Annotated in this window: 14 protein-coding genes; 11 read left to right on the top strand and 3 right to left on the bottom strand. The window is 59.0% G+C overall.

Annotated elements, in window-relative coordinates:
* Positions 1-188 precede the first annotated feature (188 nt).
* On the bottom strand, positions 189-1409 hold the full coding sequence (locus tag HYE77_RS08500; RefSeq protein ID WP_177008995.1) for a CaiB/BaiF CoA-transferase family protein: 1221 nt from the start codon (positions 1407-1409) through the stop codon (positions 189-191).
* A gap of 13 nt (positions 1410-1422) precedes the next feature.
* On the bottom strand, positions 1423-2604 hold the full coding sequence (locus HYE77_RS08495) for an acyl-CoA dehydrogenase (RefSeq protein ID WP_003214743.1): 1182 nt from the start codon (positions 2602-2604) through the stop codon (positions 1423-1425).
* Between the two features lie 157 nt (positions 2605-2761).
* Here HYE77_RS08495 and HYE77_RS08490 point away from each other — a divergent pair, with 157 nt between their 5' ends.
* From HYE77_RS08490 to HYE77_RS08440, 11 genes are all read left to right on the top strand, one after another.
* The gene (locus tag HYE77_RS08490) at positions 2762-3661 is read left to right on the top strand and encodes a LysR family transcriptional regulator (RefSeq protein ID WP_003214745.1); all 900 of its coding nucleotides are present in this window, start codon (positions 2762-2764) and stop codon (positions 3659-3661) included.
* Between the two features lie 447 nt (positions 3662-4108).
* On the top strand, positions 4109-5230 hold the full coding sequence (locus tag HYE77_RS08485; RefSeq protein WP_177068659.1) for a Re/Si-specific NAD(P)(+) transhydrogenase subunit alpha: 1122 nt from the start codon (positions 4109-4111) through the stop codon (positions 5228-5230).
* Between the two features lie 15 nt (positions 5231-5245).
* Entirely contained in the window at positions 5246-5569 is a 324-nt protein-coding gene (locus HYE77_RS08480; protein WP_008439664.1) for an NAD(P) transhydrogenase subunit alpha, read from the top strand.
* Positions 5566-7002 (top strand): NAD(P)(+) transhydrogenase (Re/Si-specific) subunit beta, encoded by a 1437-nt coding sequence (locus tag HYE77_RS08475; protein WP_177068658.1) that lies wholly within the window; start codon positions 5566-5568, stop codon positions 7000-7002. Before HYE77_RS08480 ends, HYE77_RS08475 begins: the two co-directional genes overlap by 4 nt.
* 179 nt (positions 7003-7181) lie before the next feature.
* Complete coding sequence (locus HYE77_RS08470) at positions 7182-8675, top strand: acetyl-CoA hydrolase/transferase family protein (protein ID WP_087694539.1); 1494 nt, start codon at positions 7182-7184, stop codon at positions 8673-8675.
* A gap of 318 nt (positions 8676-8993) precedes the next feature.
* Entirely contained in the window at positions 8994-9209 is a 216-nt protein-coding gene (locus HYE77_RS08465) for a DUF1127 domain-containing protein (protein ID WP_003214752.1), read from the top strand.
* 262 nt (positions 9210-9471) lie between these two features.
* Positions 9472-9666: a DUF1127 domain-containing protein gene (locus HYE77_RS08460; RefSeq protein ID WP_003214754.1), complete on the top strand. Its 195-nt coding sequence runs from the start codon at positions 9472-9474 to the stop codon at positions 9664-9666.
* Between the two features lie 151 nt (positions 9667-9817).
* Positions 9818-10138, top strand: coding sequence for a DUF2388 domain-containing protein (locus tag HYE77_RS08455; RefSeq protein ID WP_008439660.1), 321 nt, complete (start codon positions 9818-9820; stop codon positions 10136-10138).
* A 106-nt stretch (positions 10139-10244) separates the two neighbouring features.
* Positions 10245-10553, top strand: a complete 309-nt coding sequence (locus HYE77_RS08450) for a DUF2388 domain-containing protein (RefSeq protein WP_008439654.1) — start codon at positions 10245-10247, stop codon at positions 10551-10553.
* A 26-nt stretch (positions 10554-10579) separates the two neighbouring features.
* Entirely contained in the window at positions 10580-10900 is a 321-nt protein-coding gene (locus HYE77_RS08445) for a DUF2388 domain-containing protein (RefSeq protein ID WP_003214760.1), read from the top strand.
* Positions 10897-12858 carry a DUF4105 domain-containing protein gene (locus tag HYE77_RS08440; RefSeq protein ID WP_003214762.1) on the top strand — a complete coding sequence of 654 codons (1962 nt, stop codon included), beginning with the start codon at positions 10897-10899 and terminating at the stop codon, positions 12856-12858. Before HYE77_RS08445 ends, HYE77_RS08440 begins: the two co-directional genes overlap by 4 nt.
* Here HYE77_RS08440 and HYE77_RS08435 read toward each other — a convergent pair.
* Positions 12855-13256 carry a GFA family protein gene (locus tag HYE77_RS08435; RefSeq protein WP_008439652.1) on the bottom strand — a complete coding sequence of 134 codons (402 nt, stop codon included), beginning with the start codon at positions 13254-13256 and terminating at the stop codon, positions 12855-12857. The genes HYE77_RS08440 and HYE77_RS08435 overlap by 4 nt on opposite strands.
* Positions 13257-13358: the final 102 nt, after the last annotated feature.

The following is a 13358-nucleotide window of genomic DNA, read 5'->3' as shown; positions in this document are numbered from 1 at the left end:
CATAACTCTTTGTTTACCAAGGAGTTTTCCGTTTCGACTGCGCCGGAAGTGGGGCGAATTATAGACTTCCAGAATCTGCCGTCAACCCTTAATTCAGCTTTTCTATCAAATAGGCATTTCTGGCTAAAAACCGACCAACTTCCCTCCATATAGAGAGCCTCAACAACCCTCTATATAGAAGAGAAGCTTCAGATGACCCCGGCCTCCCTCAAAGCCGACACATTCGCTGGCGTCAAACCCAGCACTTGCTGCAGCACCTGATGGGTATGCTCACCCAACAGCGGAGGTGCGCTGCGGTATTCAACAGGCGTCTTGGACAGGCGCATAGGACTTGCCACCTGGGGCACAGTACCAGCCAACGCATGAGGCAACTGCATCGCCAACCCGCGCGCTTTCACCTGAGGATCGGCAAACACCTGCGCCAGGTCATTGATCGGGCCGCAAGGCACACCTACTCGCTCCAGCTGAGCCACCCATTCAGCCGTGCTCTTGAACACGGTAGCCTGACGGATCAACGGAATCAGCACCGCCCTGTTAGCCACTCGCAGCTTATTAGTAGCAAACCTAGGATCATCCGCCCACTGGGGCTGCCCAGCCACTTCGGCAAATTTGCGGAACTGCCCATCATTACCCACAGTAAGAATGAAGTCGCCATCCGCCGTAGGAAAATCCTGATAGGGAACGATATTCGGATGAGCGTTACCCAGGCGCTTTGGAGAGACGCCCGTCGTCAGGAAGTTCATCGCCTGATTAGCCAGACAAGCCACCTGCACATCCAGCAATGCCATATCGATATGCTGGCCGCCACCATCATGATCCCGGTGAGCCATGGCCGCCAGGATCGCAACTGTCGAGTAAAGCCCCGTAAGAATATCCGTCAGCGCCACGCCAACCTTAACCGGTCCGGCGCCGTCTTCACCCTCCGGGCGGCCAGTCAGGCTCATCAGCCCGCCAAGCCCCTGGATCATGAAGTCGTAGCCCGCCCGCGTCGCATAGGGCCCGGTTTGACCAAACCCGGTAATCGAGCAGTAGATCAACTCCGGATTGATCTCCTTGAGCGACTCATAGTCCAACCCATAGGCCGCCAAGCCGCCTACCTTGAAGTTCTCGATCAGAATGTCGGACTTCGCCGCCAGGTCACGCACCAGCTTCTGGCCCTCCGGCCGCGTGAAGTCGATCGTCACCGATTCCTTGTTGCGATTGGCAGACAGGTAATACGCCGCCTCAGTGGTGTTTTCCCCATACGCATCCTTGAGGAAGGGTGGCCCCCAGGCGCGAGTGTCGTCGCCATTCCCGGGCCGCTCGACCTTGATCACTTCAGCGCCAAGGTCTGCAAGTATCTGCCCGGCCCAAGGGCCCGCCAGCACTCGCGACAAATCCAGTACCCGCAGGTGCGAAAGCGCGCCCATGGTCGTTCTCCTATTAATAGAACGCCTGAATACCGGTTTGCGCTCGCCCCAGGATCAATGCATGCACGTCGTGAGTACCCTCATAGGTATTCACCACTTCAAGGTTGACCAGGTGGCGGGCAATGCCGAACTCATCCGAGATGCCGTTACCACCGAGCATGTCACGCGCCATCCGGGCAATGTCGAGCGACTTGCCACACGAGTTACGCTTCATGATCGAGGTGATTTCCACAGCCGCAGTGCCCTCATCCTTCATACGACCCAACCGCAGGCATCCTTGCAGCGCCAGGGTGATTTCAGTCTGCATGTCTGCGAGCTTCTTCTGGATCAGTTGAGTAGCCGCCAAAGGCCGCCCGAACTGCTGGCGATCAAGGGTGTACTGACGCGCGGTATGCCAGCAGAACTCCGCGGCCCCCAAGGCACCCCACGAGATCCCGTAGCGTGCCGAGTTAAGGCAAGTGAACGGTCCTTTCAGGCCACGCACATCCGGGAAGATGTTCTCTTCAGGAACAAACACGTTATCCATGACGATTTCACCGGTGATCGAGGCGCGCAATCCGACCTTGCCGTGGATCGCCGGAGCACTCAGGCCTTTCCAACCCTTTTCCAGCACGAAGCCGCGAATGTCGCCCGCATCGTCCTTGCCCCACACCACGAACACATCCGCAATCGGGCTGTTGGTAATCCACATCTTGCTGCCAGTGAGGCTGTAGCCGCCATCCACTTTGCGCGCGCGGGTAATCATCGCGCCCGGGTCGGAACCATGGTTAGGCTCGGTCAGGCCAAAGCAGCCAATCCATTCACCAGAGGCCAGCTTCGGCAGGTATTTCTGCTTTTGCGCTTCGGTACCGAATTCATTGATAGGCACCATCACCAGTGAGGACTGCACACTCATCATCGAACGGTAGCCAGAGTCCACACGCTCTACTTCACGAGCGATCAGGCCATAGCTGACGTAGTTCAATCCACTGCCACCGTACTGCTCTGGAATCATCGCCCCCAGCAGGCCGGTCTCACCCATTTCGCGGAAGATCGCAGGGTCAGTCTTTTCATGGCGGAAGGCTTCGAGAACACGAGGCGCCAGCTTGTCCTGGGCGAACTGTTGGGCACTGTCGCGCACCATGCGTTCTTCTTCGGTGAGCTGTGAATCCAGCAGCAGTGGATCGATCCAGTTGAAGCTTGCCTTACCGCCCATGAGTGAGTCCTCGCGAAGTAAATCAAAAGTCGTGCATGGAGCCTAGGCCGGGCAGGCGAGGAGGGCAAACGAGGATTTTGCATAGCCTTGTGCTAATTTCTCACTCCGTAACATTCAAAAGCGGCATAGATGCTCTTTACTTGTGAGGTCACGGTACATGCGCAGAAAAATTCCCAGCACCACGGCGCTGGTCAGTTTCGAGGCTGCAGCCCGCCACGAGAGCTTTACCAAGGCGGCACAGGAGCTTTCGATCACCCAGGGCGCAATCTGCCGACAAATCGCCAGTCTTGAGGAGTTTTTAAGTGTCGAGCTGTTTCGACGCTCGCGCCGGGGCGTGAAACTGACCGAAGCAGGGCTTTCCTACAGTCGCCGGGTGGCTACGCAACTTGACGCCGTGGAACGCGACACCCTTTCGATCATGGGACAGCAGGGCACCAACGTTATTGAATTGGCGGTGGTCCCGACCTTCGGCACCCAATGGCTGATCCCACGCCTCAAGGACTTTCAGCACCAGCATCCCGAAGTCACCGTCAACCTGACCAACCGCACACGGCCTTTCCTGTTCGCCGATACCGAATTCGACGCGGCAATCTACTTTGGCGATGCCGACTGGTCCGGTACCGAATCCCACAAACTGATGGGAGAAAACCCGCTCCCGGTATGCAGCCCGCGCTTGCTGGGCGATCGCACGCACTTCACTGCACACGAAATCGCCGAACTGCCCCTGCTGCAACAAACCACTCGACCCTATGCTTGGCGCCAGTGGTTCAACGCGCAACAGCTGGACATACCCCGCGACATGACAGGCCCGCGTTACGAGCTATTCTCCATGTTGTCCCAGGCAGCCATGCACGATATGGGCATTGCACTGATACCGCCGTTCCTTATTCAAAGGGAACTGAGCGATGGGCACTTGGTGATTGCCAGCCCTCAGGTACTGGCGAGCTCAAAGGCTTACTACCTGATGATTCCCGAGAGAAAGGTCGAATCAGCTTCTCTGCATGCGTTCAGAGACTGGCTGATTGATCAGTCGCATCGTTACAACCCCAATATCTAAAGGGTCTTCGTCAATTTATTAACTTTGTAGTCAACAAAATAAAATACCTACATATGTATATATATGTCGCAATTTAGAAGACCGCATCTTTTGACCCTGAAATGGCCTTTAAGCCATGTAGGTATTGGCCTGTAGCCATAAAATTGCAGCGATGCCCAAGCATTCACGTCGGCGATGGAGAAGCGCTGATATTTCGGTAAAAACTCTTTAATCTCCTGTATTTAAACGACTTTAATCTATCCATTGCGACAATCGGTCACGGGGTGACTTGTAGTTAATTTTTCGTCACCCGTCATAATCTCTTGAAGGCCGTAAAGTTCGCCTGCAAAATGCCGCGCCCCGCTGTATTTCAGCGGGATCGTGCTGATCGGCCGCCCAGATTCGCCTGTCGTGGCGCACTGGCCTTTTACAAAAATCAAAGCAAAAAGATCATGCAGGAGATTTGACGTGCACATTGGTGTTCCTCTCGAAACCCAGACCGGTGAAACGCGGGTGGCTGCCACCCCGGAAACCATCAAGAAGCTGATCGGCCAGGGCCACAAGGTCACTGTGCAAAGCGGGGCAGGCATCAATGCCAGTGTCGTCGACATTGCCTATGAAGCGGCAGGCGCAACCATTGGCAACGCCAGTGATGCATTCGGCGCCGAGCTGATCCTCAAGGTGGTCGCCCCCAATGACAGCGAACTGACGCTGATCAAAAGCGGCGCAGTGCTGGTGGGCATGCTCAATCCGTTCAGCAACGAAACCATCACTCGACTGGCCGAGCATGGCATCACGGCCTTTGCCCTTGAGGCCGCGCCGCGCACCTCCCGCGCGCAGAGCCTGGATGTGCTTTCTTCCCAGGCAAACATTGCCGGCTACAAGGCTGTACTGCTCGCCGCCCATCACTACCCACGCTTCATGCCAATGCTGATGACCGCCGCCGGTACGGTGAAAGCCGCTCGCGTGCTGATTCTTGGAGCTGGTGTAGCAGGGCTGCAGGCGATCGCTACCGCGAAACGCCTGGGTGCGGTCATCGAAGCGTCCGACGTGCGTCCGGCGGTAAAGGAACAGATCGAATCCCTGGGCGCCAAGTTCGTCGACGTGCCATACGAAACTGATGAAGAACGTGAATGCGCGGTTGGCGTGGGCGGTTACGCGCGCCCAATGCCAACAAGCTGGATGCAGCGCCAGGCCCTGGCCGTGCATGAACGTGCCAAGCAAGCCGACATCGTCATCACCACCGCATTGATTCCGGGTCGCAAGGCACCGACCCTGCTCAGCGCCGAGACCGTCGCACAGATGAAGCCAGGCTCGGTGGTCATCGACCTCGCCGCAGCCCAGGGCGGCAACTGCCCGCTGACCGTGGCAGACCAGGTGGTCGTGGAAAACGGTGTGACCATCTGCGGCCCGACCAACCTGGCCGGCGCCGTCGCCGCCGATGCCTCGGCGCTGTACGCACGCAACCTGCTGGACTTCCTGAAGCTGGTCTTCACCAAGGAAGGGCAGTTTGAAATCAACCTCGAAGACGACATCGTCGCCGCGTGCCTGATGTGCCGCGACGGCCAAGTCATCCGCAAAAACGCCTAAGCAGGGATTCAGACGATGGAAGAGCTTATTTCCCCCGGTATCTACAACCTGATCATCTTCGTGCTGGCGATTTATGTCGGTTATCACGTGGTCTGGAACGTCACCCCGGCCCTGCACACCCCGCTGATGGCCGTGACCAATGCGATTTCGGCGATCGTGATCGTCGGCGCCATGCTGGCAGCCGCACTCACCGTGACACCACTGGGCAAGACCATGGGCACCCTGGCCGTAGCCCTCGCGGCGGTCAACGTGTTCGGTGGCTTCCTGGTTACCCGCAGGATGCTTGAGATGTTCAAGAAGAAAGCCCCGAAAGCAAAAGAAGAGGCGCCATCGTCATGAGCATGAATCTGGTCACGACGCTCTACCTGATCGCGTCGATCTGCTTTATCCAGGCCCTTAAAGGCCTGTCACACCCGACGACGTCCCGGCGCGGCAACCTGTTCGGCATGCTCGGCATGGCGCTGGCAGTGCTCACCACCGTGGGCCTCATCTATAAGCTCGGCGCCGAGCTGGCCACTGCCGGCATTGGCTACGTCATCGTTGGCCTGCTGGTCGGCGGCACCGCCGGCTCGATCATGGCCAAGCGCGTGGAAATGACCAAGATGCCGGAGCTGGTGGCGTTCATGCACAGCATGATCGGCCTGGCTGCAGTGTTTATCGCCATCGCCGCAGTCGTGGAACCACAGTCGCTGGGTATCGTGAAACACCTGGGGGATTCGATCCCCGCCGGTAACCGCCTGGAGTTGTTCCTCGGTGCAGCCATCGGTGCAATTACGTTCTCCGGCTCGGTCATCGCCTTCGGCAAGCTGTCGGGTAAGTACAAGTTCCGCCTGTTTCAGGGCGCACCGGTACAGTTCGGCGGTCAGCACAAGCTGAACCTGGTGCTGGGGCTGTTGACGCTGGGCCTGGGCCTGGCCTTCATGTTCACCGGCAACCTCAGCGCCTTCGGATTGATGCTGGCCCTGGCGTTCGTGGTGGGCGTGCTGATCATTATCCCGATTGGCGGCGCCGACATGCCGGTGGTCGTCTCGATGCTCAACAGCTACTCCGGCTGGGCTGCGGCGGGGATCGGCTTCTCGCTGAACAACTCGATGCTGATCATCGCCGGTTCGCTGGTAGGTTCAAGCGGTGCGATCCTGTCGTACATCATGTGCAAGGCGATGAACCGCTCCTTCTTTAATGTACTGCTCGGCGGTTTCGGCAACACGGCAGACGCCGCCGGCCCGGCCGGCTCGAAAGAAGCGCGCCCAGTGAAATCCGGCTCGGCTGACGATGCAACCTTCCTGCTGACCAACGCCGACACCGTAATCATCGTACCGGGCTACGGCCTGGCGGTGGCACGGGCACAACATGCGCTGAAAGAGCTGACCGAGAAGCTGACCCACCGCGGCGTGACCGTGAAGTACGCGATCCACCCGGTTGCAGGCCGTATGCCTGGTCACATGAACGTATTGCTGGCCGAGGCAGAAGTGCCTTACGACCAGGTGTTCGAGATGGAAGACATCAACTCCGAGTTCGGCCAGGCCGACGTGGTGCTGGTGCTAGGCGCCAACGACGTGGTCAACCCGGCCGCCAAGAACGATCCCAAGTCGCCCATCGCGGGCATGCCGATCCTCGAAGCGTTCAAGGCCAAGACCATCATCGTCAACAAGCGCTCGATGGCCAGCGGCTATGCCGGCCTGGACAACGAACTGTTCTACCTGGACAAGACCATGATGGTCTTCGGCGACGCCAAGAAGGTCATCGAAGACATGGTCAAGGCCGTCGAATAAACACTGCGCCAGCGCAATACCCAAAACCCTGGCCTTTAGTAGGCTGGGGTTTTTTATTGCCGGTAAAAACCGACAAAAGGCTCTAAATCGCTGCCTGGCATTCGACCATGGTAGCGGGACGAAATTTTTTGAAATCACTAGACTGCGCATCTTGCTTCCGTAGCCCGAGATAACAATCCATGTACCGTGATCGTATCCGCTTGCCTTCGTTGTTGAACAAGGTCATGAGCGCGGCTGACGCTGCCGCACTGATCCAGGACGGCATGACCGTCGGCATGAGCGGCTTCACCCGCGCCGGTGAGGCCAAGGCCGTGCCCCACGCCTTGGCCGAACGCGCCAAGACATCACCGCTGAAAATTACCCTGATGACCGGCGCCAGCCTGGGCAACGACCTGGACAAGCAACTGACCGAAGCCGGTGTACTGTCGCGACGCATGCCATTCCAGGTAGATAGCACCCTGCGCAAGGCGATCAACGCCGGCGAGGTGATGTTTATCGACCAGCATTTGTCGGAAACCGTCGAGCAGCTGCGCAACAATCAGCTCAAGCTACCGGACATCGCGGTGATCGAAGCCGTAGCGATCACCGAGCAAGGCCACATTGTGCCAACCACTTCCGTGGGCAACTCTGCCAGTTTCGCGATTTTCGCCAAGCAGGTGATCGTCGAGATCAACATGGCGCATAACCCGAACCTGGAAGGCCTGCACGACATCTATATCCCGAGCTATCGCCCGACCCGCACGCCAATTCCGCTGGTGGCCGTGGACGACCGTATCGGCAGCACCGCGATTCCGATTCCGCCGGAAAAGATCGTCGCGATCGTCATCACCAATCAGGCGGATTCGGCCTCCACCGTGACGCCGCCCGACAGCGACACCCAGTCGATCGCCAATCACCTGATCAACTTCCTTAAAGAAGAAGTCGACGCCGGACGCATGACCAACAAGCTCGGCCCGCTGCAGGCAGGCATCGGCAACATTGCCAATGCGGTGATGTGCGGTTTGATCGAGTCGCCCTTCGAAGACCTGACGATGTATTCGGAAGTCCTCCAGGATTCCACATTCGACCTGATCGACGCAGGCAAGCTGAGCTTTGCCTCAGGCAGTTCGATCACATTGTCGGAACGGCGCAACGCCGACGTGTTCGGCAACCTGGAGCGCTACAAAGACAAATTGGTGCTGCGGCCCCAGGAAATCTCCAATCACCCGGAAGTGGTGCGGCGCCTGGGCATCATCGGCATTAACACCGCGCTGGAGTTCGACATCTATGGCAACGTCAACTCCACCCACGTCTGCGGCACCCGGATGATGAACGGAATTGGCGGCTCGGGCGACTTTGCGCGCAACGCGCACCTGGCGATCTTTGTCACCAAGTCGATTGCCAAGGCCGGCGCGATTTCCAGCGTGGTGCCAATGGTCAGCCATGTGGACCATACCGAGCATGACGTCGACATCCTCGTGACCGAGGTCGGCCTGGCGGACCTGCGGGGCCTGGCGCCGCGGGAGCGGGCTCGGGTCATCATCGACAACTGTGTGCACCCGGCGTACCGCGATGCCCTGAACACCTACTTCACCCAAGCCTGTGTGCTGGGCGGGCACACCCCGCATATCCTGCGAGAAGCACTGAGTTGGCACATCAACCTGGAAGAAACCGGGCATATGCTGAAGGCGTGATTGATACAGATTCGGGCTGATGCAAACACAGTTTCATCAGCCCGAGCTTCCGAGCCCAACTTTTATAAAAAACTGTACTGCTGTACCGGTCATTTCCTACTGAAATATCCTACCTCGAACTCCATAAACGCCTAAAACGCACCATAAAAGTGCCGACAGGTACAGTTGCCTCAATTTCGTACAGTACAGCCCCTATAAACAGTTAACTGGCCCCTCACAATACAGGTGAACTGTATCTAGAGAGTCTTGCGCGGGAGGAGGATCATTGGCACCAGTTAAACCACTACCTAATCCCGCCACAAGCGGAAGGATGTCATCATGGAACGTACACTCAGTTCCGATCTGTTCTTCGAAGAAAAAGCTGTAAACACCCAGGCTTCCCTGCCTCTGCGCGTTCTCGCCAACCTGATGTTGTGGCAGCGCCGCATCTCCAGCCGCCATCAACTGGCTCGTCTGGATTCGCGTCTCCTGGCTGACGCCGGTATCAGCGAAGCACAACGCTACGAAGAGCTGAGCAAGCCGTTCTGGCGCTAATTAGCGTCCGCTGGCCCTGACCCACCGGGTCCACCGCCAGCACTCCGAATTGTTAAAGCAGAACCCGCCCCGGGTAACCGGCGGCGGGTTCTGCTGTTTCTGGGGTTTGGATTTTCAATGGCGAAAACAGTCGGCTTTCTACAGACAGATACAGTTTAAAAAACATAACAATTAAGCAGTACAATTTAACCCGCGTGTATCTGTACCGGTAGCACCCTCCAGCCCAAGATGGTGTTCCAGGACCTCATGAAAGGCGCGCGTCATGAATACCAAAAACCAGCAACACCCTCGGTTGATACAGCTACTCAAGCGCACCGCTGCAGCACTCGTCTGCTGGGGGCAACGGGCCCGCACACGCAGGCTGCTGGCTCAACTGGATCCGCGGGAATTGTCCGATGCGGGTATCAGTCACGGCGACCGGGCATCTGAGCTGGCCAAATCGTTCTGGCGCGAGTAATCACCGCAGGAAGCTATCCGAACAGATAAGCGGCGGCTAATATCCGGCTACCACGTGGCGAACCCTGTAGAACGGGCGTCTGATGCCCATGGTCTCGCTGCTCAAGCAGTAGCTTTGTGCCACCCTTTCGTTCATTTACAGGAGTCACCCCATGTCCCGTCTTCACCTGCTGAGCGCTGCAGCCCTGCTGGCCCTGGCTGCCAATGCCAACGCCTCCAGCCTGATCGTGACCACGGATTCGATCGTCGGCGCACTGAAAGCCACCTCAGACGCCACCTCCGATGCCACTTCCTCCCTGCGTGACAACAAGGTCGTACGTGCCGCCCGTGACGACGCCGCCAGCTTCGTTGCCAGCGAAGGCGCCATCCGTGGCGTAAAACTGGAAAGCGCCCTGGCCCAGATCCGCCAACAGGCTCCACAACTGAATACCGCGACTGACGCGCAGCTGGCCCAGGCGATCCTGGCCATCTGACCGCAGGTGGGATAAAGGGGGCGCCAGGCGCTCCCCGAACCCTCCGCGCTGGCTCTCGCCCGGGCATTGCGCTAGCCTTGGCGCTCGTTTTCAGTTGTCGAGTCCCATGGCTTTTTCATACCGCCTGTTGATCGCTCCCGTAGTGTTTTGCACCTGCTGGTCCACGCAAGCTCCGGCCTTTGACCTGTCCACCCAGAGCCTCGTTGTCAGTGCGTATGCCACCAGCAAAGTGACCTCCGCACCGTTCGACCATAAACTGATACTGGCCGCCCAGGATGACGCTGCCGCTTTCATTGCCACTGACGGCCAATGGCGGGGAGCCCGACTGGAATCAGCGCTGGATTATCTGCGCCATACCCAGCCAAAACTTAACGCCAGTGACCTTGAACTGGCGCAAGCAATTCTCGTCCAATAATCATCTTTGTATTTCGGAGTCATTCCATGCGTAGCCCGCTGATCGCCGCCGCTCTCGGCCTGCTGTTGTTGGCCGGTGTTGCCCAGGCACAAACCCTGAAGGCCACCAGTAACATCATCGTCCGAGCCTCGGCCCGTACCATCGATTTCACCTCGGACACCACCACGTCCATCCGCGACTCCAAAGTCGTACGCGAAGCCCACGACGATGCCGCCAGTTTCGTTGCCAGCAATGGCGAGATTCGTGGCGCTCAACTGGAAGCCGCCTTCGACACCCTGCGAACCCGCGTGCCGGAAGCCCGCGACGCCAGCGACCAGGTTCTCGCCGAAGCTATCCTCTCTCTGTGAGGCGCATTGCCGCCTGGCTACTGGCCGGCACCTTGCTGCTGGGCGCCAGCGCGGCTCAGGCCGCCCTGCAACTGCGGCTCAAGACCGATGGCTTGAGCCCGGCCCAGCAGCAGGCGAGCCAGGCATTGCTGGATGAAGCGATGCAGGCGTTGCCGCCGCGCTTCATCGAGCAACTGGACCGGACCATCGACGTCGGCTGGACCGACAAGATGCCCGAGAACGCCTACGGCCAGGCTTCGCTGGTGTCCGAACTGGACCTCAACAGCAACTTGCTGGAAAGCCTTACCGACGGCAGTGCCGCGACGCAAAAAACCAATCGCCCCCACGGCACCGTGCGCCGGGAAATGCTCGCCACCGTGCTGCATGAACTGACCCACATCTATGACCGTGCCCGCCTGTGGTCCAGCGCCGACCGCAAGCTGATCCAGCGTTGCAGCCGCCAGAACAACATCACCGGCCTGATCGGCCTGCCCGATCAATGCCGGGGCCAGAACGACCGCCGCTTTACCCTCAGCGATGACCCACGCCTGCTGGACCTCGCCGGGTGGCCGCAATACGTCGGCCGTCGCGGCGAACGTGAACAGAACAATCATCAGGTCGCCCGCAGCCCGGACATCTACGAAACCACCAGCCCGCTGGAATTCGTCGCCGTCAACATGGAGTACTTCCTCCTCGACCCGAGCTATGCCTGCCGCCGGCCTTCGCTGTACCGCTATTACAAGGAACACTTTGGCTGGGCGCCGCCCGCCAAGGACACCTGTGCCAAAACCTACGCCTTCCTCAACGCCGGCAACGACTTCGCCAAGACTCCACTGGGCCAGGTCGACCCCGAGCGGGTCTACGAAATCGACTACCTGCTGGCCGAAGCCAACCAGAACCTCGTGAGTCGCTGGGGCCACAGCATGCTGCGCCTGGTGATCTGCGCCCCCGGCCGGCCACGGGGCCCGGACTGCCGCCTGGACCTGGACCAGCACCTGGTGTTGTCCTACCGCGCGTTTGTCGGTGACGTACAACTGTCGAGCTGGGACGGCCTGATCGGCAAATACCCGTCGCGGCTGTTCGTGCTGCCGCTGTCTCAGGTCATTGACGAGTACACCAAGACCGAGCTGCGCGGCCTGGCGTCGGTGCCGTTGAAGCTCACGCGCCAGGAGATCAACGATACCGTCGAACACGCCGCCGAAATGCACTGGAGCTACGACGGCAACTACTTCTTCATCTCCAACAACTGCGCAGTCGAGAGCCTGAAACTGTTACGCAGCGGCAGCGCCAACCCGCAGCTGACCGGCCTGGACAACATCACGCCCAATGGCCTGCTGGAAGTCCTCAAGGGCCGAGGCCTGGCCGATACCAGTGTACTGGACGACAAAAAACGCGCGCTGCGCCTCGGCTATCACTTCGACTCCTTCCGCGAGCGCTACCAGGCGATGTTCGAGGTGTTGAAAAAGCGCCTGCCGATCAAACAGGCTGAAGTGGAGGATTGGTTGTCACTGAGTGCCGAAGAGCGCCGCCCATGGTTCGCCGAAGCCGACCTGCGCGCCAGCGCCGCCTTGTTGCTGCTGGAACAGGCGAGCTTCCGCAAGCAGCTCATGCTGGCCCAGGATGAAGTCAAGCAACGCTACCTTGGCGCCCGCGAGCTGAAGAACGGCGGCATGGAAAAGGCCAACGCGACGTTGCAGCAGATCCTCGCCAACAGTGGCTTCCTCAGTCGCCCGGCAGAGCTGCTGGGCACCAGCGGTTACGGCTTGCCACAACCAACAGAATCCAAACGCCTGGAATCAGAAAGCGCCGCGCGCCAGAAGCAGTTGCAGTCGCTGACCGGCGATCTGGACAAAGAGGTGAGGGCGCTGCTGGAACCGGCCCGCGCGGCGGAGATTGCCGCATGTGAAGCCAACCTCAAGCAGCTAGGCGAGCACTTGCGCGCACTGCACAAGGCCTCCGGCGGGTTCGAACTACCCTAGAGCGCTTCTCCGGCTTCTTCCGGTAGTTGCTCATCCAGGTGTAACCACGGCAATCGGCTCTCTACCCAGATATGCCGATCTGCCGGGGCCAGCTCCGGGTGATCCAGGGTTGCGATGGTCACATCGATACTCTCGGCACTCAGTTGCGTTACCAGCGCCAAATGCGCCCCACAGTTAGAACAGAAATACCGCACGCATGTCGGCGAAGATTCGTACTGCGCCGGCGTTCCCGCCACCCAGGCGAACGCGGAACGGGGCAGGGTGATCCAGGTCGTCACCAAGCCGCCGCTGACCCGCCGGCAAATCGAACAGTGGCAGTGGGCAATATCCACCAACGCCCCGCTGAACTGATAACGCACCCGCCCGCAATGGCAGCCGCCTTGGTGTTGCTCATGCATGCTCTGTCTCCCACATCCTTATTTCATACAGGACCAGTCGTCCATTCAACGTAGCCCGTTTCTCAAGCGAAAGCTGGCTGAAAGCTTCCGGGACTAGGATCG

Source organism: Pseudomonas sp. IPO3774 (genome assembly GCF_013386835.1).
Taxonomy (GTDB): domain Bacteria; phylum Pseudomonadota; class Gammaproteobacteria; order Pseudomonadales; family Pseudomonadaceae; genus Aquipseudomonas.
Note: the sequence above shows the minus strand (reverse complement) of the source record. Positions and strands in the feature narration are given on the sequence as shown.